Source organism: Ottowia sp. VDI28, assembly GCF_049532675.1.
Lineage (GTDB): Bacteria > Pseudomonadota > Gammaproteobacteria > Burkholderiales > Burkholderiaceae_C > Ottowia.
Map to the genome: position 1 here is coordinate 966,263 of NZ_CP149820.1, position 20,476 is coordinate 986,738.

The window sequence follows — 20,476 nt, forward strand, 5'->3', positions numbered from 1 at the left end:
TCATCCCTACCATGCGCTTCGGAGACATGATTCAAAAGAGATACCCCATGAGTTCACCCTGGATCGAAGGCTTGCGCAGCGTGGCGCTGTATGTGCCCGACCTCGTCAAGGCCGAGGATTTCTATACCCGTACCTGGCGGCTCGATGTGGCGCACCGCGGTGAGAACGTGCTGTACTTGCGGGGCACCGGCCAGGACGAATATCTGTTGGCACTCCATCAGGGCGGCGAGGTGCCCCAGGTCCGGCAGGTCACGTTGCGCGCGCGCCACCGTGAGGCCCTCCATGTGATACAGGAGCGCGTGGCGGCCGCGGGCGGCACGCTGATCACCGCCGTGCATGAACTCACCCGCGATCCGGCGGGCGGCGCCGGCCTGAAGTTCAAGGACCCGGATGGCCGGGTGTTCCAGGTGGTGCATGGCGATGTACGCCGCAGCGCTGCTCCGCCGGTCAAGGACAAGCCGATCCGCCTCACACATGCGGTGCTCAACACGCATGCGGTGGACGAGACGCAGGTCTTCCTGCAGGAAACGCTGGGTTTCCGGCTTGCGGACCGCACGGGGATCATGGCCTTCATGAACTGCGACCGGGACCATCACACCCTTGCGCTCGGCATTTCCGACAACGATGCGCTCAACCACATTGCCTTTCTCATGCCTGATGCCGACTCGGTGATGCGGGGGGCGGACGCATGAAGGATGCGGGCTTTCCGATCCAGTGGGGGCCGGGCCGGCACGGACCGGGAGACAACCTTTTCAACTATTTCATTGATCCCTTCGGCATCGTCATCGAATACACGGCCGAGGTGGAGCAGGTCGATGAGAGCTATGTCTCGAACGGGCCCGAGTACTGGAAGTGGCCTCCCGGCCGCTCCGACCAGTGGGGTATTTCCGCACCGCCCGCTGCCGTGCTCAAGGAAGCGCAACGGCGCGTCCTGTTCGCACCTGCCTGATCCCGGTTCATAGAAGCAGAAACCATCCATGAAATTCACGACCTACCTGCGCGATGGCGCACCTCGCCTGGCCCTCGTTGAAGGCGATCAGCTGATCGATTTGAATGACATTGATTCGGGCATTCCGGCGGATCTTCGCCAGGCGCTCAGATCAGACATCAATCTGCCAGCCGCGGCCCGGGCCGCCGCCGGGAGGGCTGGCCGCCGTTCGAGCCTGAGCAGCGTGAAGCTGGCGCCGCTCGTGCCCGAGCCTGGCAAGACGATCTGCCTGGGTCTTAATTATTTCGATCACGCGAAGGAGGGTGGGCGAGAGAAGCCCGACTACCCGTGGTTCTTCTTTCGCGGCGCCAGCTCGCTGATGGCGCATGGCGAGCCCGGTGTAGTGCCTCGCGTGTCTTCCCGCTTCGACTACGAGGCAGAACTGGCGGTGGTGATCGGCCGTAAGGTGCCACGCCATGTCAAGGAGACCGAGGCGCTGCAGTACGTTTTCGGTTATGGCTGTTTCAATGACATGAGTGTCCGTGACTATCAGAAGCGCACGCCGCAGTGGACCATCGGCAAGAACTTCGACGGCACAGGCGGCTTCGGCCCGGTGTTGGTGACGGCTGACGAGCTGCCATCCGGCGCAGCGGGCTTGCGGATCCAGAGCCGCCTGAACGGTCAGGTGATGCAGGATGCCAACACCGCCGACATGATCTTCAGCGTGGCCGAGACGATCGTACTGCTCTCGGAGGTGCTCACGCTGGAGCCGGGAGATGTGATCGTGATGGGGACACCCGCCGGGGTAGGCCAGGCACGCACGCCGCCGGTGTGGATGAAGGCGGGTGATACCTGCGAGGTGGAGATCGAGCGCATCGGCACGCTGGTCAATCCGATCGTGGCGGAAGCAACATGAGCGCAGCGCCGGGCTCGAACCGGAGTGCGCAGCACGAAGGTACTTCGGTGAATGAACAGGTGCTGTATGACGTGGCCATCGTCGGCTATGGGCCGGTGGGGCAGGTGGCTGCGGGCCTGCTGGGCCAGCAGGGGCTGAAGATCCATGTGGGCGAACGGTTGCGAGGGGTCTACGAGATCCCGCGTGCCATTGCGCTGGACCACGAGATCATGCGTGTGTTTCAGCAACTCGGTGTGGCGGATGAGGTGGAGCGGTTCACCGAACCCTTTTCGAACTCGGAGTATTTCGGCGTCGACGGCCAGCTGATCCGCCGTATGACGATGCTCCCGCCGCCCCATCCCCAGGGGTACACGCCGTCTCTGGTGTTCACTCAGCCCCCCGTGGAGCGGGCATTGCGGGCGCGGGTGGCACAGATGTCCAACGTGACGGTCGAGCTTGGCGTGGAGATGACGCGAATCACGCAGGACGAACATGGTGTAGCGCTGACCCTGGAGCGTGAGGGCACGACGCATCAGATTCGTGCGCGGTACGCCATCGCCTGCGATGGAGGCTCCAGTGCGGTAAGGACGCAACTGGAAATGCCGCTCGAGGATCTGGATTTCGACGAGCCATGGCTGGTGGCCGACGTGCTGGTCAACGAAAAGGGACTTGCCAAGTTGCCGCGAGCGAGCGTGCAGTATTGCGAGCCGCGCCGCCCCTGCACCTTGGTATTAGGGCCCGAGAACCACCGTCGCTGGGAGATTTCCCTGATGCCGGGCGAGGATCCGAAGAAAGCCGCCACTGAGGAGGGGACCTGGAAGCTGCTCTCGCGCTGGATTGGCCCTGAAGACGGCCGGCTATGGCGCCAGGCGAGCTACAGGTTCCATGCGCTGGTGGCCGCTCAATGGCGCCGGGGCCGAGTCTTTCTGGCTGGAGATGCGGCGCACATGCAGCCCCCTTTTCTTGGGCAGGGCATGTGTCAGGGTATCCGGGATGCGGCCAATCTCAGCTGGAAGCTCGCCGCCGTCTTGGCCGGCGAGGTGCGGGGCGATGCCGCGGAGGCGCTGCTGGACAGCTATGGCCATGAGCGCAAGGCGCACGTGCGTGAACTCACCAGTCGTATCAAAGGCGTGGGGGCCGTGATCTGCGAACGCGATGAAGCGACGGCACGCGCGCGCGACGCAAAGCTGCTGGCCGACTGCGGCGGTCAGGTGCAGGACACGCCGCGCCAGGACATCCTGCCATGCCTTGAAGAGGGCCTGCTTTCACAAAGGAACGGCACGGCGCGCGGCACGTTGTTTCCGCAGCCGTGGCTGCGGACGCCGCAGGGCGATCGCCGCATGGATGAAGTTTTCGGCCGCGGATGGCGTCTCGTTCAGGTCGCTGGCGGATCGGACGAGATGGGCTTCGCGGGGCTGCGGCGGATCGATCTGGTCCGTGCGCCTGAAACGGAGGGCGTGGTAGCGGATTGGATGAGCCGCCATGGATGCATCGCGGCGCTTGTGCGGCCTGACCATTACGTCTTTGGCGTGGCCGAAACCCAGCCAGCCATTGCAGCGCTGCTGGACGACGCGGCTACCCAGTTGGGCCTCGGGCTTGCCTGCGAGGCATGACACTGATCACGACACGACATATCCACCTGGAAGAAGGAGACAAACATGAACCGTAGGCATATTCAACTGGGCGCCATTGTCTTGGCGCTGTCGCTTGCCGCGCCCCTCGCGGCGGCCCAGAGTTGGCCCAGCAAGCCCGTCAAGCTGATCCTGTCGCAGCCAGCAGGCTCGGGCCCCGATTCGGTAGCCCGCCTGATCGGCGACCAGCTTTCCCGCAAGTGGGGGCAGCCGGTCATCGTCGAGAACCGTCCGGGCGGCCAGAATGCCATCGGCGCCCAGGCCGCCGCAAAGGCCGCGCCAGACGGCTACACCTTCTATTTCGCGACGGCGGCAGCGCTGGTCACGAACGTCTACCTTTTCAAGAACCTGCCCTACGATCCGCAGAAGAACTTCACGCCTGTGGGCATGATCGGGAAGGTGCCTTTCGCGGTCTCGGTCAATGCGGCGTCGAAGCTCAAATCCTGGCCCGAACTGGTGGCCTTTGCCAAATCGAATCCCGGCAAGCTCACGGTGGCCAACGAAGGGCCGAAGACCTTCAGCGGCATGGTGACGCGCATCCTGGGATCGAACTTGGGCGTGGAGGTGAATTCGGTACCGTTCTCCTCGGTGTCGGCGGCGGTGACCGACACGATTGGCGGACAGACGGAGGTGCTGGTGAGCGATGTCCCTTCTGTGGCGCAAATGGTCTCCACCGGCAAGCTGCGTCCGCTGGCCGTCACCACGGCTCGCCGCATCGTGGGATGGGATGCCGTGCCTGCCATCGCCGAATCGCTGCCGGGTTTCGACTACGCCGGCTGGATGAGCATCGTCGCGCCGGCGGGAACGCCGGCGGCGGTGGTGGAGCGCTTCAACCGCGACCTGGATACGGTCCTGAAGGACAAGGACATGACGGCCCGCCTGCTGGCCATCGGCCCCATGACTGAAGGGGCTGGCACCGTGCCGCAGATGAATGCCTTCCTGACGGAGGAGCATGCGCGCTGGTCCAAGCTTTCGGTGGAACTGAACATCCTGCCTGAATAGAAAGTAGAAAGGCGCCTGTCGGGATCAAACCAGAGGTCCATCATGCAACGACGAATCGTGCTCAAGCGTGCGGGAGGCATGGCCCTGTCCGCTACCCTTGTCCCGGCCGCCCTGGCCCAGAGTGACAAGACGGCCTTCATCATCTCGGGATTCCCCGCTGGTGGCATGGGCGATCAGGTCGCGCGGCCGATGGCCGAGAAGCTGCGAGGCAGCTATGCTTCCAGCGTGGTGGCTGATTCCCGGGTAGGGGCGGGCGGGCGCATTGCGGTGGATTTCGTCCGCCGTGCGCAGGCAGACGGGATGACTATCCTGCAGATACCGAGTTCGCCCATGACGCTGTATCCGAACACATACCGGAAGCTTTCCTACGATCCGCTGGCAGACTTCATTCCCGTCACCAGCACGGTGAAGTATTCATTCGTGTTCACCGCGGGGCCAGGTGTGCCGCCCGAGGTCAAGTCGATCGCCGATTACATCAAGTGGGTGCAAGCCCATCCGAGGGAAGCGAATTATGGCGTGCCCGCCGCCGGATCGGCGCTGCACTTCGTGGGGATGCTGCTGGACAAACATATTGGCCAGCGCCTGACGGCGGTGCCTTACAAAGGCGGTGCACCGCTGCTCAACGACGTGCTCGGCGGGCAGGTGCCAGTCAGCGTGAGCGTGCTCGGCGAGGTGATGCCGTATATCCGCAGCGGCCGCTTGCGCGGGCTCGCCGTATCCAGCGCGGAGCGTTCGCCTTTTCTTCCCGGCGTGCCGACCTTTTCCGAGCAGGGCTTTCGGGACATCGTGGTACAGGAGTGGCTGGGTTGGTTTCTGCCGGCGAAGTCGCCTCAGGAGCGTGTGCAGTTGCTGAACAAGCTGGTGCGCGATGGATTGCAGGATCCGGCGCTTGTCGAATCGTTGGCCAAGAATGGGCTGCAACCTTTTCACCAGTCGCCAGAGGAGTTCGCACAGCTGATGCGCGGCGATCTTGCGCGCTGGACGCCGATCGTGAAAGCATCGGGTTTCACGGCGGAGGATTGAAATGGCATTGAAAATGACGGGTGCGCAGGCGCTGGTTCGTGTATGGCTGGGCGAGCAGGTGCGGCATGTGTACGGCATCGTCGGGGGCAAGCTCGGGCCGCTGCTGCAAGCCATTTCGGAACAGTCTCAACTGCGCTTCATCGGCACCCGTCACGAAGGCGTGGCACCGATGATGGCGGCTGCGGCTTTCGCCGGAACGGGCCAGTTGGCCGTTGCCATCGCGGAGATGGGGCCGGGGGGGCTGAACCTGATCTCGGGCTTGGGTGTGGCATTCAACAACAATCTGCCGTTGTTGGCGATCACGACCAACCAGCACCGGGCGGCCGCTTATCCGCACAGTGGGATGTTCATGGATCTCGACTCCGTGGCGGTGAGCCGGCCCATCACCAAATGGAACGCTGTCGTTCACGATGCGCGCCGCATGCCCGAGCTCGCGCGGCGGGCCTTGCGCGAAGCACTGAGCGGCCGGCCGGGGCCGGTACATCTGGATGTTCCGCAGGACGTGCTCGGCCAGGTATGCGAGTTCGCCGATGATGAGTTCGATCTCGTGCCCGCACAGTACAGGCCCATTGGCCGCGTGCGGCCGGATGCGCAGGCCGTTAAGCAAGCCGTCGAGATGCTTCGGGCCGCGCGCAGGCCGTTGATTGTGGCTGGAGGTGGTGTGGTCGCCAGCGAGGCGGCCAGGCAGGTGCGCGCATTGGCCGAGAGCTTGAATGCGCCCGTCATCCCTACCCAGATGGCCCTTGGTGTCGTGCCCACCAGCAGCCCCCACTTCATCGGCCATGGCGGATTGATCGCTGGCGCGCCGGTCAAGGAAGCGTTCGAGCAGGCCGACGTGATCCTGAGCGTGGGCTGCCGCTGGTCCTCCTGGATGTGGGACGAGATGGGACCACTCGCGCGGCGCGGGCACCGTTCCATTGCCATCAACATCGATCCATCCGCCCTGGGGCAACCGGTGATTCATCAGGTGGCCATGCAGGCGGACGCGGGCGCGGCGCTGGATGAACTGCTCGTCGCCATGAGCGGAGTGTGGGAGACCGGGACGGAGGAGGGCTGGCTGGCGCGGCTCAAGGGCGCGCGTGAGCGCTATGAGCAGGCGTTTGCGGCAGGAGCGGCAGAGGCCGGGCCGGTGATGCATCCGGCCGCGCTCGCACGAGAGATCGCCGCCGCACTGCCTGCCGATACGTTGGCCGTCTACGATGGCGGCCATACGACCTTCTGGTCCAACGACCTGACACCAGCCCATGAGGTGCGGTCGCACTTTCATGAACCAGGCATGAGCCATCTGGGCTTTGGCTTGCCCTACGCCTTGGCACTCAAGGCCGCACGGCCGGAGCGTCCCGTGGTGCTGATCACGGGTGATGGATCCTTCGGCTTCACCATGAACGAGCTCGACACCGCGCGGCGCTATGGCTTGGCGGTGGTCACCATCATTCACAACAACGAGAGCTGGGGCACCATCCGTTCGGGTCAGCGGAACGCGCTGGATTTCGAGTTGGGCACTTCGCTGGAGGGTTCGGACTACGCGGCCATCGCCCGAGGCTTTGGCTGCCATGGCGAGCGCGCCGATGCGCTGGAGGCGGTGGCGCCGGCGGTCAGGCGCGCGCTTGCCAGCGGCCTGCCCGCGGTGATCGACTGCCGGACACGCTTCGTACCGCACCCTGCCGCCCCGATGTTTGGCAGCATGAATCGCTACGGTTTTGCTGCGTTGACGAACCCGGCGGCCTAGCGGGCCGCCCCGCAATGAGCGATTGACTCTGGAGATACATATCGTGAATAGCCTGACCTTGGAACAAGCCAACAACATCATCGCCGGCGCCCTGGCTCGATCGAAGACATCCGGCTTCAAGCCCATGGGTATCGCCGTGCTGGATGCCGCCGGCAACCTCAAGGCCTTTGCCAGCGAGGACGGTGCCAGCATGTTCCGCTTCGATGTGGCCCGGGCCAAGGCCTGGGGAGCCATTGGCATGGGCGTGTCCAGCCGCGCGCTGGCCGAACGCGCAAAAGACAACCCGAACTTCTTCGTCTCGCTGGCCGCGACAGCCCAAGGCCGGTTTCTGCCGCAAACAGGGGCCGTGGTTATCAAGGATGCCAGCGGCGTCATCATGGGCGCGGTGGGCGCCAGCGGCGGAACAGGTGATGAGGATGAGTTGATCTGTATCGCGGGCGTGGAGGCTGCAGGTCTCTTGCACGGTTAGATCAGACCGGTGGCTATACGCACAAGCAGGTGCTTGTCCGGGGATATTTGCCGAACATCTGGACACGCCGTAGCAGGGCGAGGCGGGAATCAATCACGGAATTCCGCGAAGCTGTTCAAAGGCTCCCGCTCAGACCTCAGTGCATTTTCGGGTTTGCTCAGGTCCGCATAGCCCAGGCTCAGGCCGCAGACGATGATCTCGTCGTTCGAGAGCGCAAGCTGTTCCCGTATCACTTGATGAAGGGGCGCGAATGCCGCCTGGATGCATGTGCCCAGGCCTCTTGCTTGAGCCGCGATGGCGATGCTTTGCAAGAATCCGCCGTAGTCGATCCAAGAGCCGAGTTCGAGCTGCCGGCTGATCGTGAAAATCATGCCCACGGGCGCATCGAAGAAGGACAGGTTGCGCCCATGCTGGTGCAGCATCCCTTTTCTGTTGCCCCGTGTGATGCCGAGCAGGCCGTACAGATCCCAGCCCAGCTTGCGACGGCGCGCGAGATAGGGCTCTGGCCATTGATCGGGGTAGTAGGGCTTCTCGTGCCGGTGCATGCGCGCCGCTTCGGGATCGTCATGCACTTCCAGCAGTGCGCGCGAGAGCGTGGCCTTGGATGCGCCTGTGAGTACATAGGCCCGCCAGGGTTGGATGTTGGTTCCCGAGGGGGACCGGCTGGCGACGCGAAGAATGTCTTCGATGACCTTTCGTGCCACGGGCGTGGGCAGAAAGGCGCGAACCGATCGCCGGCCCTCGATGGCTTCGTCTACCGCGGCGGCCGGATCAAGTGCCATGGATGGTTCGGACCGCTTCATTATTCAAGGGGGATGTGGGCCGCGGCGGCGATTTTCTTGTACTTTTCAATCTCGCTTGCATGAAAGCGGGACATCTGCTTGTCGTCGTAGGCCAGCAGGAAGGCGCCTTGCTTGTCGGAAAACTCTTTGGTGGCGGGTTCGGCCAGGATCTTCATCATGGTCGCCGTCAGCTTGGCGGCGATGGGATTCGGCGTATCCGCCCGCACGGCAACTGAGACCCAGGCCGATTTCCCGTAGGCGGGTAGCCCTGCTTCACGCAGCGTCGGCGTTTGCGGCAGCAGGGGATGGCGCTCATCACCGGTGACTACGAGGGCGCGCAGCTGGCCTCCCTGGATGAGCGGTGCCACCGCCACGGAGTCGACCATGGCGAAATCGAGCTGGCCGCCGATCAGATCAGTGGTGACCTGTGGCGCGCCTTTGTAGGGGATGAACGAGGTCTGGATGCCCGTGGCCTGGTTGAACCACTCCGTGGACAACCTGTAGGCGGCCGCATAGCTGCCGTAGTTGAGCTTCTTGGGTTGGGCTTTCGCGGCGGCGATCAGCGCGTTGACTGTCGTGTAGGGCGAGTTGGCGGGTACGACCAGAACCGCCATGCCTTCGAAGATGCCGGAGATCCAGCGGAAATCCTTCACAGGGTCATACGGCATGGACTTGAACAGCGCCATGTTCTGGGCCATCGGCGAGCTGCCCGCGATAAAGACGGTATAGCCATCCGGCGGCGCCTGGGTGACGGTGGTGGCGCCAATGAAGCCATTGCCTCCCGCACGGTTCTCCACGGTGACTGGTTGTCCCAGCAGCGTGGTCAGACGTCCGGCGAAATAGCGCGCATAGATGTCGGAGGAGTTTCCGGGGGGCCCAGGAACCACCAGCCGGATGGGCTTGGCCGGCCAGTCCTGGGCCACGGCCGGAGCTCCCGCCCACAGGGCGGCCGCTGAGAAGAGGGCAAGAAAGAGTGAACGCATGGTGTGTCTCCTGGGTGAATCTGTTTTAGGCTTTATCCCGATTAAAGGCGCGGCGAATTCTGGAACCGGGCATCATGTTCACCTAGTTTGGGCGCCGGTCGTTCCACGGGCGGGCGGCTGCCGTGCAATGTGAACGGCAAGGCCGTGAGCCGCATGGGTGTGCCGCCCACGGTTTGCACCATCGCCAGGGCTTGTACTTGAGGATGTGAGAGGGCCTCGGCGACGGAGTTGAGTTCGCAGCAGGGAACGCCCGCCAGTTTGAAGGACTCGATCCACGCATCGCGGCTGCGTTCGAGCAGCAGGGCCTTCAGTTCACCGAGAAGCGAATCCTTGTTCAGCAACCGTTGGCGGTTGGTGGCATAGCGAGGGTCGGCCGCCCAGTCCGGCCTTTGCATGACGGCTGAGAGCTTCGCGAAGAGGCGGTCGTTGCCGCAGCAGATCAGCATGGGATCATCGGCGGTGTCGAACATTTCATAGGGGCACAACTGCGGGTGTCCTGAGCGATGCCGTGGGGGAATCATTCCCTCGTTGAGCCAGCCGTCGGACTTCTGTGCATTCCAGGCGAGAGCGGTTTCCAGCAGGGAGAGCTGGACGATCCCGCCCTGCCCTGTGCGCTGACGCTCTGACAGCATCGCGAGCGCACCGATCACCGCCCACATGCCGGTGCCCTGGTCGCACACGGAGGCGCCCAGACGCGTCGGCGGGTCCTCCGGGCCGCCATTCATGCTCGAGAGGCCGCTGAAGGCTTGCACGAGGGGCTCGAAGCCCGGCTCCATCCGCATGGGCCCGGTGTGTCCAAACGCGGAGATATGGGCATAGATCAGCTGCGGATACCGGCTGCACATGGCGGGTCCGTCGATGCCAAAGCGCTCGGAAACGCCGGGGCGCAGATTGTTGATCAGGATGTCGCACTCACTCGCCAGTGCATGAAAAGCCTCGAGATCCGGTGCCACCTCCATGTCGAGCGCGACAGATTTTTTCCCGCGGTTGAAGACATGGAACGCCAGCGCGTCCTCGTTGAAAAAGGCGGCCCCCATCCGCCGGGCATCATCGCCGATGCCGGGGCGCTCGACCTTGATGACCTCAGCACCGAGGTCGGCCAAGATCGAGCCCGCATAAGGGCCGGCAAGCATCTGCCCAAGCTCCAGTACCTTGATCCCCGCGAGCACCTGTCTTGCCATGCTGCCTCCTCCTTGCGGTCACGCCGCGTTCCATGGACTTTAGCCCTGCAAATTCATAACAGGAAATACAATTGTTCTATGTCAGTCATGCAATATGCTGATGAATGGAGCAGAGCGGAGATATGGCAGCACCTCACTCGCACAGACTTCCTTCCCTCAAACAGCTGGAGGCGTTTCTGGTGATCGAATCCACCCGGAACCTGACTGAAGCGGCGAATCGCCTTCATGTATCGCAGCCAGCGCTCAGCCGGACGCTCCAGTTGATGGAGGAGGCCGTGCAGGCACGGTTATTCGAACGCAATACACGCTCCATGGAACTCACGCCGGCAGGCGTGGCCATGCTGCCGATTGCCAAGCGCCTGGTGGGGGAGTTCCACGAGTCGTTCGGCCGATTTGGAGAGTTTCTCGGCGGGCAACGCGGGCAGGTGGTGGTTGCCGGACTTCCTTCGGTCGTGGTGGCCTTGATGCCCCTTGCCATCCAGCGCCTGGCTCAGGTCTCACCGGGTGTCGAGGTAAAAGTGCTGAGCTTCGTGGAGCAGCAAGTGCTGGCGGCTGTCCGGGCGGGCAGCGTCGACTTTGCGCTGGCCACGCAGCCGGCATCAAGCGGCGGCCTGAGTTTCGAGCAGCTCTTGAACGACGAGTACGTGCTGGTCTGCAGAAAGGATGATCCGCTTGCGCGGCGCAGAACGGCTCCGTGGTCCGCTGTCGAGCGCCGGTCCTTCGTGGCCATGGCCCCTTCAAGCAGCGTGCGTCCCGTGACCGATCGGGTGTTCGTGGAGCTTGGTATTGCAGTGGAGGTGCGCTATGAGTCCGACAACATCAGCCTGATGGGACCGATGGTTGCGGCGGGCCTTGGCGTGTCGGTATTGCCTCGGCTTGCGCTTGCATTGACAGACTGCTCCCAGTTGGCCGTCGTGCGGCTGACGAGTCCGGAGGTCAGCCGGTCCGTGGGGTTGTTGCAGCGAGTGGATGCACCGCTGTCGCCTGTGGCTGGGCGTCTGCTGGAAATACTCCGGGAGACGCCGAGGCATGCCGGTTACAAGCGAGCCTCGCGGCAGACTTAACGGCTACCATGCATGGCTGGCGTGAACCCACCCAGTTTAGTAGCGCTGGCGCGAACCGCCATAGCCGCCACCACCACCGCGGCGATCGCCACCACCGAAGCCGCCGGAGCGTGGTTCCATCGGCTTCGCGATGTTGACCGTCAGGGCTCGGCCGTCCACTTGCTTGCCATTGAGGCCTTCGATGGCCGCTTGGGCTTCTGCCGGCGAGCCCATTTCCACAAAGCCGAAGCCCTTGGAGCGGCCGGTGTCGCGCTCCATCATAACTTTGGCGGAAGTCACGTGGCCAAAGGCCGCGAATTGCTGTTGCAGCGTGTCATCGCGCATCGAGTAGGAGAGATTGCCAACGTAGAGTCTGTTTTCCATGAGTTGCTTTCTTGAGTGATTTTCTGAGGCTGTATTGTGAGGGCCTCGGGGGAAATCGCAGCCGCCTGCCTATCTGGCAGGACGTCGTGCGGGGGAGGACCCACCTTGAGCGCGGGGTTCGAGATGGCGGAACGTAATCCGTCCCTTGTTGAGATCATAAGGCGACATTTCGAGTGAAACCCTGTCGCCAGCAAGCACGCGGATCCGGTGCTTGCGCATCTTGCCGCCCGAGTAGCAGATCAGACTATGGCCGTTGTCGAGGGTAACGCGAAAACGCGAATCGGGCAGCACTTCCTGGACGCGGCCTTGCATTTCAATCAGTTCTTCTTTGCTCACGAAGCTCCTTCAGTGATTGGTCCGAGATGTGCTCAGGCCAGTTGATTGTTCAGAACGAAGTGACGCCCTTGCGCCAGCGCGTAGCGTGCCGCTTGGGCTGAATTGCTGAAGCGAGGAATGAGCCGGAACACCCGGTCGTGCGCGCCGCGGCGGATGGAGACCGAGGCAGCGTATTGACCGGTCTCGATGAGTTTCGTCATCGGTGTGACGTGATACTTGCCCACTGCGTGGGTCTGAGGAGTTTGCATGTAATGGAATGTGTGGCCGCCGGGTGGCTAGCCAAGGTGGGCGTGCGGCTAATAGCCATGCAGGCACGCAGGTTGAATCCGTGGAGGAAACTGGAACGGTCCGTAGGCTGTTCTGTTGAACGGACCGACGATGAAGCTCGCCGATGAAAAGTGACGTTCGGTGGGAAGAGCGAGGCGAGGGCTCTTCCGAACTGAAACCTCTGCGGCCAACGATTGCCGCAAGGTGTCACTCAAGGACCGAGGCAACGAGCAAGCCAACGGTCGATTCGTGAATTATAGTGATTTTCCGGGTTGAGTGCTTTTAAATGACCCATATAGGGCTCGCGAGTGGTACGCTGGCTTGATCCGATGGCATGAAAGGCCAGCATGAATACCGCGCTCTTTTCCCAGCACCGACGGGAAGCGCTTCGCGTTGAACTGCCCCGCGTGGCCGACCTTCTGCGCCAGCGGCGCGCTGGTGAGATCGACGAGGCCATGGTGGACGATCTGATCTCGTTGTCTTGGCTGGAATGGCTGGGCGGATCGTTGCAACTTACCACCACAGGCATGAACATCTGCCGCCAGCAAATACCCAAGTAGGCCGTAGCGCACAAGAGAGATGCCTTCTACGACTTTCCGGTACGGCGGACGACTTCAACTCCATTCTTGGTGTTGTGAAAGATGCGTACTTGAACTTCGTGAATGACCCGGCGCTCCGGGACGTCAAAGCCCAGGCTGTGGTGCATCAGTGGAATGTTGTGCCAGGCAATCAGATCGTGCGGCTGCCAGGTGTGCCGGTAGACGTTGCTGGAACGGGTGGCACGCTGCATCAGTTCACCGAGAAGACCGTCGCTGGCTTTGCGCTCCATTCCTATCACCTGCGCCGCATGAAAGCCGAGCAGCAGATAGGGGTCCTGCGTGCCTCCTACCAGCGGCATGGTGCCTTTGCGTGAGGGATCCTCCAGGCGCGCGGTGGTGTGCCTTACAGATGTGAAATCATGCGCCACTTCCAGCGAACGCAGCCGGTGCTGATCTTCGGGGGGCAGCTCCGACCAGGCGCGCCGGTTGGACACAAGTTCGAACTCGCCATCTTCCGAGGGAAACTCACGGATGGACATGACCGTCAACTCACAGGCCCTGCCATCGACCAGATTGCCGACGTGATGCCAGCGCGATTGGCCAGACGGGCCGGTGGGACCCTCGACGACAAAGCGTTTGACTTCGCTGCACCCCTGGCCAAGCTGTCCGCCAACCTCGGCCAACTGCTCGTCGTCAAGCGGTGCATTGCGGATGATCACCAGGTCGTGATCCGAGAGCAATCGGTGCAACGTATCCGTGATGCTCTCTGTATCCTGCCGCGTCATCCTGACCTCCACGCTATGCGGGATGATGGCGTTCAGTGCGCGGCTGGCGTCATCGACGAGGAGCGCCGCGGGAGTGGAGTGGGTGTTCATGCCATGGCACCTATTTCTTGGCAGCGACCAGCATGATCTCAACCAGCATGCGCGGATTGCCGAGCTTGGCTTCGACCGTGGCACGAGCCGGAAGATGTGCAGGATCAGCCCATTCGATCCAGGCCTCATTCATCTCGTCACGCGTGCGGATGTCCGCCAGCCAGATGTTGACCGAGAGGATATGAGATTTGTCTGAACCGACGCTTGCCAACAGCCGATCGATTGTGGCGAGAATCTCCCTGGTCTGGCCCCGCACGTCCTGATCCAGATTGTCTGCCACCTGGCCGGCCAGGTAGATGCGCCCGTCGTGTTCGACGATGTCGCTAAGGACTTTGCTGGGCAAATGGCGTGTGATGGTCATGCGTGTGCTTTCAGTGAAGAAAATAAGGAACGATCCTGCGCGAGTAGTGCGAGGTATTTGCGCGGGCCTAATTGAGGGCTGCGCCGGTGGTCTGAACGATCTTGGCCCAGTGAGCCGTCTCGCCGCGGATACGGGTCGCGAATTCCTCGGGCGTCAGTGCCATCGGTTCGGCGGCTTGGCCTTCCACGAGTGTTCGCATTTCACTTGTGGCCATGATCTTGGCAATTTCGGAATAGAGCCGCTTGACGATCGGAGCGGGTGTTCCGGCAGGTGCGAAGAGGCCAACCCAGGAGTTGATGTCCTCCATGCCTTTCACGCCTTGTTCGGCCAAGGTCGGGATATTCGGCAGCACGGGACTGCGCTTGGCCGACGTGAGGCCGATGGCGCGCAGCTTGTGGTCTCTCAGGTAGCCAAAAGTGCTGGGGCCGCCTGCGCAGTACAACTGCACCCGCCCTGCCAGAAGATCTGTAGTGGCGACCGAGCCGCCCTTGTAGGGCACATGCACGATGTCGATGCCAGCTTGCCGCTTGAACCATTCGCCGCACAGGTGAGGCGTGGTGCCGTTGCCGGAGGAGACAAAGTTCAAGGTGCCAGGCTGCGTCCTGGCCAGCTTGATGAAATCCTGCGCGTTGTGGGCAGGAACAGTGGGCGGTACCACGAGCATGTAGGGCACCAGGGCGAACAACGATATGGGCTGCAGATCTTTTTGGGGATCAAAGGGCATTTTCGGGCCGTAGACGCTAGGCGAGATCGTGATCGTTCCGTTGGCCGCAAGCAGCAGCGTGTAGCCATCCGGTGCCGACTTGGCCACCTGGTCGGCGCCCAACGTACCCCCCGCGCCAGGCTTGTTCTCGACGACCACGGTCTGGCCGAGCGCTTGCCCCAGTTTGTCAGCCATGGCACGCCCGAACACGTCGCTGCTGGTCTGGCCGGGCGGGAAGGGAATGATCATCTTGATGACCCGTTTCGGCCAATCATCAGCCGCAGAGGCGTTGCCAACTGCCGCGAGCGCCAGAGTCATCACCGAGGCTGCCGCGCATGCCAGGCGGCACCACCGGGCTTTCACCTGACGGGGCCGCGTTGAGGCCGGTACGCTCTTGCGGGATGCATTCAGTGACGTAGCTTTCATGTCGGGTGCCCCTTTGCTGTGATGATCAATCGCCCGGTGGCGGAAATTCACTGTAGTGAGATTCGGCGGTTGAAAATTAAAATCATTGAAAATTTTCATGATCTTATGCCGATAAATTATTCTTCCATTGAAATTAAAGGTCAAATGATAGGGAAAACGCTAAGAGAAGTTCATCTAAAATGAAAAGAACGCTCTTGTGGAGCCAAAGCCTCCTTGGCCACCGAAGGACAGAACCTTGCTCACCTCCATCACGACACCTCTTCAGGAAGAAAGCGATTACGACGCCCTGGGCGATCTGGGTGCGCGATTGCGCGAGCTGCGCAATGAAAAGAAGATGACACTGGCCGAGCTGTCGCTGCGCAGCCAGGTATCGATCGGGATGCTCAGCCACATTGAGCGCGGGCAAACTTCACCTTCATTGAAAACGCTCGAGCGGTTGCGTCTGGCGCTGGAGGTGCCGTTGGCCAGCTTCTTCGAGCGCGAGGACCCTGCTCCGAAGAACGAGGGCACCGTGGTGCGTGCCCATGCGCGCGCGCGCTTGCCTTTCAAGAAACTGGGTCTGGTGAAGGAGCGCCTGTCGCCGCCGGGGCACTCAGACCTGGATGTCCTGATGCTGGTGATCGAGCCGGGGGAGGCTCAGGAGCTGAACCATGGACTCGCCAGGGCGAAAAAGCCGGTCTGGTGCTGGAGGGAACCTTTGAGTTGCACGTGGGCGATGCCAGTCACGTGCTTCGAGAAGGCGACAGTTTCCAGTTTGATGGCAGTCAACCTCATACCTTTCGCAATCCGAACGAGACCACAGCGCGCGTGTTGTGGATCATCAAGTCGGATGAGGCGGGCTGAGCGGTTGAGCCACAAAGCCAGGTGATCTTGAAGGGGCCAGGCGCGTCCGGTAGGCACCAGGTGGGCTCCCCGTCCAGGCTTTGAACGCCCGTTGGAAAGTCGCCGAATCGGCAAAGCCTAGTTCGATGGCCAGGTCGCCAGCAGTCGTGCTCCTGTTGCCCAGGTGAGCGATGGCAATATCCCGTCGCAACTCGTCCCGCAGCGCCTTGAATGATGTTCCGGCTGTCGCCAAATGACGCTGCAGCGTAGGCGCCGACATGTGCAGCGCAGCGGCTGTGGCTTCCAGCCCTGGCCACTGCGGCCGCGTTCTGGCCAGGTGCGCATGTACGCGAGCGACTATGCCTTCGTTGCTGGGCTGTGGAATGATGGCCGAGGCTGGCCAGCTTGCAATGAATTCCTGTAGCGCGGCGTCGTCGCGGCCCACGGGCCGGGAGAGCCGCCGAGCGTCGAACCAGAAGGCCGAGGCGCCTTGGGCGAAACGCAGGGGCGCCGGGAAGACATTGGCGTATTGCTTGACGTAGGAGGGCTCTTCGAAAGCAAAATCGAAGCGCTGCACCTTCAGCGAACCGCCGGCCATCCAGGCGGCCAGCCGCCAGATGGTGCGGATCATGTATTCATGAAGAAAGCGCGGGTATTTCCTGATACCGGGCAGCCGGACGGTCAGCCCGGCCAAGGCGCCTTCGTGTTCGATGGCCAGAGCCATGTCGTCTTGCAGCAGATACACCACATGGCATGCCCTGCGCAGGCCTGCCTCCAGATCGGGCGCGCCAATGGCCGAGCGCGCAATCAAGGCGAGGCTGCCACGCTTGAGCGGCCGCGAGAGAAGGCCCAGTGCCTCGTCGTCCAACCGCTCGATCAGCAAGCGAAGCAGGGCAATGAAATGATCTGTCGTGACCCGGCCACCTTCATGGGCCATCAACTGTGGCGCAATGCCCGCTTCAGTGAGCAGTGATGCGACGGGCAAGCCGTGTATCCGCGCACCTTCCACCATGCCCCGCACCAGGGCCATTGAAGCGGTGAAAGGGGTGATGGTTCTCGGCACGTGCGTGGGTTGAGGTCTTTTGCAATAGTGATGAGGCCCTCAGCCATGGGCCAAATCCTTGCCGGATTCTACGATTTGCAGTCTTCCACCCTCATTCAATGGACCACCACATGACTCGCGAAGTGTTCGTCTCCGGCGTCGGCATGATTCCGTTCGCCAAACCCGGCAATCATGAGCCCTATCCACTGATGGCGGCCACGGCCGCAAGAAAGGCCTTGGCCGATGCGGGTATTGGCTATGACAAGGTGCAGCAAGCCTATGTCGGGTACGTCTACGGCGACTCCACGGCAGGCCAGCGCGCCCTGTATGAAGTCGGCATGACGGGTATCCCCGTGGTGAATGTCAATAACAACTGCTCCACAGGGTCGACCGCCCTGTTCCTGGCGCGCCAGGCGATCGCCAGCGGCGCGGCGGAGTGCGTGCTGGCTCTGGGGTTCGAGCACATGAATCCCGGCGCCCTCGGCGCGGTGTTCAGCGATCGCCCCAGCCCGTTCGAACACTTCGACAGCGTGACCGATGAGCTGGTGGGCAATTCCCAGATTCCCCTCGCCTTGCGCTACTTCGGCGGTGCGGGAAAAGCGCATATGGACCAGTATGGCACCAAGCTGTCTACCTTCGCCAAGATTCGTGCCAAGGCCAGCCGCCATGCGGCTAATAACCCGGTCGCCTTGTTCCGCAAGGAAGTGACGGAAGAGGAGGTGCTGGCTGCACCCGTGATGTGGGAGGGCGTGATGACCCGCCTGATGGCCTGCCCCCACCTGCGGCGCCGCTGCCGCCATCTTGTGTTCTGCGGAGTTCGCGGCCCGCCATGGCCTGGACCGCCGGGTGCGCATAAAGGCGCAGGCTATGACCACCGACACCGCCAAGACCTTCGAGGCGCGCGATATGCGCGAAGTCGTCGGCTTCAGCATGGCTCGCACGGCCGCCCAACAGGTTTACAACGAGGCCGGCATCAGCCCTTCCGACGTCGACGTGGTGGAGCTTCATGATTGCTTTGCTCATAACGAATTGATCACCTATGAAGCCCTGGGCCTGTGCGGCATCGGAGAAGCGGAGAGATTCGTTTGCGACGGTGACAACACCTATGGCGGCAAGTTCGTGACGAATCCTTCAGGCGGACTGTTGTCCAAGGGCCACCCGCTAGGCGCTACCGGCCTGGCGCAATGCACGGAGTTGGTCGAGCAACTGCGCGGACAAGCCGACAAACGGCAAGTGACGGACGCACGTCTTGCGCTCCAGCACAACCTTGGTCTGGGCGGTGCTTGCGTCGTGACCTTGTACGAACGCCTTTGAGACGGGCCGGCCCATGATTGACAAGAAATGGATCGGCCACGAGTTGCCGGCTTCGGTGCTGCCCGTGGAGCGCACGCGCCTGCAGTTCTTTGCCAAGGCCACGGGTGAGACCCGCTTGGTCTATACAGAGGTGTCGGCGGCGCGTGATGCCGGCTACCCGGATCTGCCGGCTCCGCCGACCTTCCTGTTCAGTGCCGAGCTGGATTCGGGCGCGCTTGATGCTCTGCTGGAAGCGCTTCAGGTGCCCATTGCCAAGATTCTGCACGGCGAGCAAGGCTTCACTTATCACAAGCCGGTGTGCGCAGGCGACACCATCACCGTGCGTTCGCGCATTGACGATATCTACGACAAGAAGAACGGCGCATTGGAGTTTGTCGTGAAGTCATCGTGTGCCACCAATGAGGCTGGAGAGCTGGTGGCAGAGATGCGTTCTGTCATCGTCGTTCGCAACTGAGGAGCCGGATATGAACGCACCCACTTTCGATTCCGTGCAGGTTGGCGACGAGTTGCCCGCGTTGGCGCTGTCCGCGGTAGACCGCACCACGCTGGCCCTGTTCGCGGGCGCTTCGGGCGATCACAACCCCATTCACATCGACATCGATTTTGCCCGCAAGGCTGGCATGCCTGATGTGTTCGCGCACGGCATGCTGGGCATGGCCTGGGTCAGCCGCATGGTGACTGGCTGGGCGCCGCAAGCGCAGATGCGCTGCTATGACGTGCGCTTTGCAGGTATTACCCATCTGGGCAACGTCATCCGCTGTTCGGGCAAGGTGGTTGAAAAGCTGGAAGCCGAGCGTTGCGTGCGTGTGGAAGTGCAAAGCGCCAATCAATACGGGCAGACCAAGATTGCGGGCGACGTGCTGGTTGTGCTGCCTTGACAGATTTCAATTGATTTCAGGAACAACACCATGAGTAAAAATCTAGACGGCAAGGTGGCACTTGTGACCGGCTCCGGCCGAGGCATTGGCCGCTCCATCGCCATGAAACTTGCCTCGCAGGGCGCGCGTTTGGTCATCAACGATCTTGATGCCGCACCAGCGGAAGAAACTGCGGCAGAGATCCGTGCGCAAGGCGGTAAGGCTGTTGTGTGTGCGGGTAGCGTCACGGCCCCCGATTTTGCGGAGCGCTTCATCGGCACCGCCGTGAGTGAGTACAAGGGCCTCGACATCATCGTCAACAACGCTGGCTACACCTGGGACAGCGTCATCCAGAAGATGACGGACGAGCAGTGGTACGCCATCATGGACTGCCACCTGACGGCCCCTTTCCGCATTCTGCGCGCCGCCCAGCCAGTGATCCGCAACTTGGCGAAAGCTGAAGCCGATGCAGGCCAGCGCGTGATGCGCAAGGTGGTCAATATCTCCTCCGTGGCAGGCGTGTTTGGCAATGCGGGCCAAGCCAATTATTCGGCCGCCAAGGCGGGCATCGTGGGCATGACCCAGACATTGGCCAAGGAGTGGGGGCGCATGAACGTGACCGTCAATTGCGTGGCCTTCGGGTTGATCAAAACACGTTTGACTGGCAATGCCAATGAGGGCGGTACCGCCAACATCGAGGGCCGGGAAATCAAAGTCGGTGTGAACCCCGGATTGCTGGCTGCCATGGAACAGACGATTCCTCTTGGCCGGGGCGGCACACCGGAGGAAGCCGCGGGCGCCGTGTACCTGTTCTGCCAACCTGAGTCAGACTATGTCAGCGGCCAAGTGTTGTTGTGCACGGGCGGCCTTACCGGGATCTGAGC

At 62.3% G+C, this 20,476-nt stretch carries 24 protein-coding genes and 2 pseudogenes; 16 read left to right on the top strand and 10 right to left on the bottom strand.

Features of this window, described 5'->3' with window-relative positions; all coding sequences use genetic code 11:
- Nucleotides 1–47: 47 nt before the first annotated feature.
- Genes WJU18_RS04505 through WJU18_RS04540 form a run of 8 tightly spaced genes read left to right on the top strand, consistent with a single transcriptional unit; the run spans nucleotide 48 to nucleotide 7,677 of the window.
- Complete coding sequence (locus WJU18_RS04505) at nucleotides 48–692, top strand: VOC family protein (protein WP_423458945.1); 645 nt, start codon at nucleotides 48–50, stop codon at nucleotides 690–692.
- Entirely contained in the window at nucleotides 689–949 is a 261-nt protein-coding gene (locus WJU18_RS04510) for a hypothetical protein (RefSeq protein WP_423458946.1), read from the top strand. Before WJU18_RS04505 ends, WJU18_RS04510 begins: the two co-directional genes overlap by 4 nt.
- Before the next feature lie 28 nt (nucleotides 950–977).
- The gene (locus WJU18_RS04515) at nucleotides 978–1,844 is read left to right on the top strand and encodes a fumarylacetoacetate hydrolase family protein (RefSeq protein WP_423458947.1); all 867 of its coding nucleotides are present in this window, start codon (nucleotides 978–980) and stop codon (nucleotides 1,842–1,844) included.
- Nucleotides 1,841–3,436, top strand: a complete 1,596-nt coding sequence (locus tag WJU18_RS04520; protein ID WP_423458948.1) for a bifunctional 3-(3-hydroxy-phenyl)propionate/3-hydroxycinnamic acid hydroxylase — start codon at nucleotides 1,841–1,843, stop codon at nucleotides 3,434–3,436. The genes WJU18_RS04515 and WJU18_RS04520 overlap by 4 nt, the downstream gene beginning before the upstream one ends.
- Before the next feature lie 45 nt (nucleotides 3,437–3,481).
- Nucleotides 3,482–4,456, top strand: coding sequence for a Bug family tripartite tricarboxylate transporter substrate binding protein (locus tag WJU18_RS04525; RefSeq protein WP_423458949.1), 975 nt, complete (start codon nucleotides 3,482–3,484; stop codon nucleotides 4,454–4,456).
- 42 nt (nucleotides 4,457–4,498) lie between these two features.
- Nucleotides 4,499–5,479: a tripartite tricarboxylate transporter substrate-binding protein gene (locus tag WJU18_RS04530; RefSeq protein WP_423458950.1), complete on the top strand. Its 981-nt coding sequence runs from the start codon at nucleotides 4,499–4,501 to the stop codon at nucleotides 5,477–5,479.
- A gap of 1 nt (nucleotide 5,480) precedes the next feature.
- Entirely contained in the window at nucleotides 5,481–7,208 is a 1,728-nt protein-coding gene (locus tag WJU18_RS04535; RefSeq protein WP_423458951.1) for a thiamine pyrophosphate-binding protein, read from the top strand.
- Between the two features lie 43 nt (nucleotides 7,209–7,251).
- Entirely contained in the window at nucleotides 7,252–7,677 is a 426-nt protein-coding gene (locus WJU18_RS04540) for a GlcG/HbpS family heme-binding protein (protein ID WP_423458952.1), read from the top strand.
- An 89-nt stretch (nucleotides 7,678–7,766) separates the two neighbouring features.
- Here WJU18_RS04540 and WJU18_RS04545 read toward each other — a convergent pair whose 3' ends face one another.
- Genes WJU18_RS04545 through WJU18_RS04555 form a run of 3 tightly spaced genes read right to left on the bottom strand, consistent with a single transcriptional unit; the run spans nucleotide 7,767 to nucleotide 10,623 of the window.
- On the bottom strand, nucleotides 7,767–8,459 hold the full coding sequence (locus WJU18_RS04545; protein ID WP_423458953.1) for a nitroreductase: 693 nt from the start codon (nucleotides 8,457–8,459) through the stop codon (nucleotides 7,767–7,769).
- Nucleotides 8,460–8,479: 20 nt separating this feature from the next.
- Nucleotides 8,480–9,442, bottom strand: a complete 963-nt coding sequence (locus tag WJU18_RS04550) for a Bug family tripartite tricarboxylate transporter substrate binding protein (RefSeq protein WP_423458954.1) — start codon at nucleotides 9,440–9,442, stop codon at nucleotides 8,480–8,482.
- Nucleotides 9,443–9,483: 41 nt separating this feature from the next.
- Nucleotides 9,484–10,623 (bottom strand): CaiB/BaiF CoA transferase family protein, encoded by a 1,140-nt coding sequence (locus WJU18_RS04555; RefSeq protein ID WP_423458955.1) that lies wholly within the window; start codon nucleotides 10,621–10,623, stop codon nucleotides 9,484–9,486.
- A 122-nt stretch (nucleotides 10,624–10,745) separates the two neighbouring features.
- Between WJU18_RS04555 and WJU18_RS04560 the strand changes: the two genes are divergently transcribed.
- Nucleotides 10,746–11,687 carry a LysR family transcriptional regulator gene (locus WJU18_RS04560; RefSeq protein ID WP_423458956.1) on the top strand — a complete coding sequence of 314 codons (942 nt, stop codon included), beginning with the start codon at nucleotides 10,746–10,748 and terminating at the stop codon, nucleotides 11,685–11,687.
- Between the two features lie 36 nt (nucleotides 11,688–11,723).
- Here WJU18_RS04560 and WJU18_RS04565 read toward each other — a convergent pair whose 3' ends face one another.
- The 3 genes from WJU18_RS04565 to WJU18_RS04575 form a co-directional block, all read right to left on the bottom strand.
- Nucleotides 11,724–12,050 (bottom strand): RNA recognition motif domain-containing protein, encoded by a 327-nt coding sequence (locus WJU18_RS04565; protein ID WP_423458957.1) that lies wholly within the window; start codon nucleotides 12,048–12,050, stop codon nucleotides 11,724–11,726.
- A 69-nt stretch (nucleotides 12,051–12,119) separates the two neighbouring features.
- The gene (gene infA, locus WJU18_RS04570) at nucleotides 12,120–12,386 is read right to left on the bottom strand and encodes a translation initiation factor IF-1 (RefSeq protein WP_423458958.1); all 267 of its coding nucleotides are present in this window, start codon (nucleotides 12,384–12,386) and stop codon (nucleotides 12,120–12,122) included.
- Between the two features lie 32 nt (nucleotides 12,387–12,418).
- Entirely contained in the window at nucleotides 12,419–12,634 is a 216-nt protein-coding gene (locus tag WJU18_RS04575; RefSeq protein ID WP_423458959.1) for a hypothetical protein, read from the bottom strand.
- 366 nt (nucleotides 12,635–13,000) lie between these two features.
- Here WJU18_RS04575 and WJU18_RS04580 point away from each other — a divergent pair, with 366 nt between their 5' ends.
- Nucleotides 13,001–13,213 carry a hypothetical protein gene (locus WJU18_RS04580; RefSeq protein ID WP_423458960.1) on the top strand — a complete coding sequence of 71 codons (213 nt, stop codon included), beginning with the start codon at nucleotides 13,001–13,003 and terminating at the stop codon, nucleotides 13,211–13,213.
- Nucleotides 13,214–13,239: 26 nt separating this feature from the next.
- Here the strand turns inward: WJU18_RS04580 and WJU18_RS04585 are convergent, their stop codons facing one another.
- The 3 genes from WJU18_RS04585 to WJU18_RS04595 form a co-directional block, all read right to left on the bottom strand.
- Nucleotides 13,240–14,067, bottom strand: a complete 828-nt coding sequence (locus tag WJU18_RS04585; protein ID WP_423458961.1) for a TauD/TfdA dioxygenase family protein — start codon at nucleotides 14,065–14,067, stop codon at nucleotides 13,240–13,242.
- 10 nt (nucleotides 14,068–14,077) lie between these two features.
- Nucleotides 14,078–14,428 (bottom strand): RidA family protein, encoded by a 351-nt coding sequence (locus tag WJU18_RS04590; RefSeq protein WP_423458962.1) that lies wholly within the window; start codon nucleotides 14,426–14,428, stop codon nucleotides 14,078–14,080.
- 67 nt (nucleotides 14,429–14,495) lie between these two features.
- Nucleotides 14,496–15,557, bottom strand: coding sequence for a Bug family tripartite tricarboxylate transporter substrate binding protein (locus tag WJU18_RS04595; RefSeq protein ID WP_423458963.1), 1,062 nt, complete (start codon nucleotides 15,555–15,557; stop codon nucleotides 14,496–14,498).
- Between the two features lie 196 nt (nucleotides 15,558–15,753).
- Here WJU18_RS04595 and WJU18_RS04600 point away from each other — a divergent pair.
- Nucleotides 15,754–16,020, top strand: a pseudogene (locus WJU18_RS04600) (helix-turn-helix domain-containing protein); the annotation flags it as partial.
- Nucleotides 16,021–16,238: 218 nt separating this feature from the next.
- Nucleotides 16,239–16,400, top strand: a complete 162-nt coding sequence (locus tag WJU18_RS04605) for a cupin domain-containing protein (protein WP_423460934.1) — start codon at nucleotides 16,239–16,241, stop codon at nucleotides 16,398–16,400.
- Here WJU18_RS04605 and WJU18_RS04610 read toward each other — a convergent pair.
- Nucleotides 16,378–17,442, bottom strand: a complete 1,065-nt coding sequence (locus tag WJU18_RS04610; protein ID WP_423458964.1) for an AraC family transcriptional regulator — start codon at nucleotides 17,440–17,442, stop codon at nucleotides 16,378–16,380. The two genes, WJU18_RS04605 and WJU18_RS04610, sit on opposite strands and share 23 nt — an antisense overlap.
- Before the next feature lie 110 nt (nucleotides 17,443–17,552).
- On the opposite strand from WJU18_RS04610, the pseudogene WJU18_RS04615 reads away from it, so the two are divergent.
- The 4 genes and pseudogenes from WJU18_RS04615 to WJU18_RS04630 all read left to right on the top strand — a co-directional run bounded on the left by WJU18_RS04615 (nucleotide 17,553) and on the right by WJU18_RS04630 (nucleotide 20,474).
- Nucleotides 17,553–18,735: pseudogene (locus WJU18_RS04615) on the top strand (lipid-transfer protein).
- A 13-nt stretch (nucleotides 18,736–18,748) separates the two neighbouring features.
- Nucleotides 18,749–19,189, top strand: coding sequence for a MaoC family dehydratase N-terminal domain-containing protein (locus tag WJU18_RS04620; RefSeq protein ID WP_423458965.1), 441 nt, complete (start codon nucleotides 18,749–18,751; stop codon nucleotides 19,187–19,189).
- A gap of 10 nt (nucleotides 19,190–19,199) precedes the next feature.
- Nucleotides 19,200–19,613, top strand: a complete 414-nt coding sequence (locus WJU18_RS04625; protein WP_423458966.1) for a MaoC family dehydratase — start codon at nucleotides 19,200–19,202, stop codon at nucleotides 19,611–19,613.
- A gap of 30 nt (nucleotides 19,614–19,643) precedes the next feature.
- Nucleotides 19,644–20,474, top strand: coding sequence for an SDR family NAD(P)-dependent oxidoreductase (locus WJU18_RS04630; protein WP_423458967.1), 831 nt, complete (start codon nucleotides 19,644–19,646; stop codon nucleotides 20,472–20,474).
- Nucleotides 20,475–20,476: the final 2 nt, after the last annotated feature.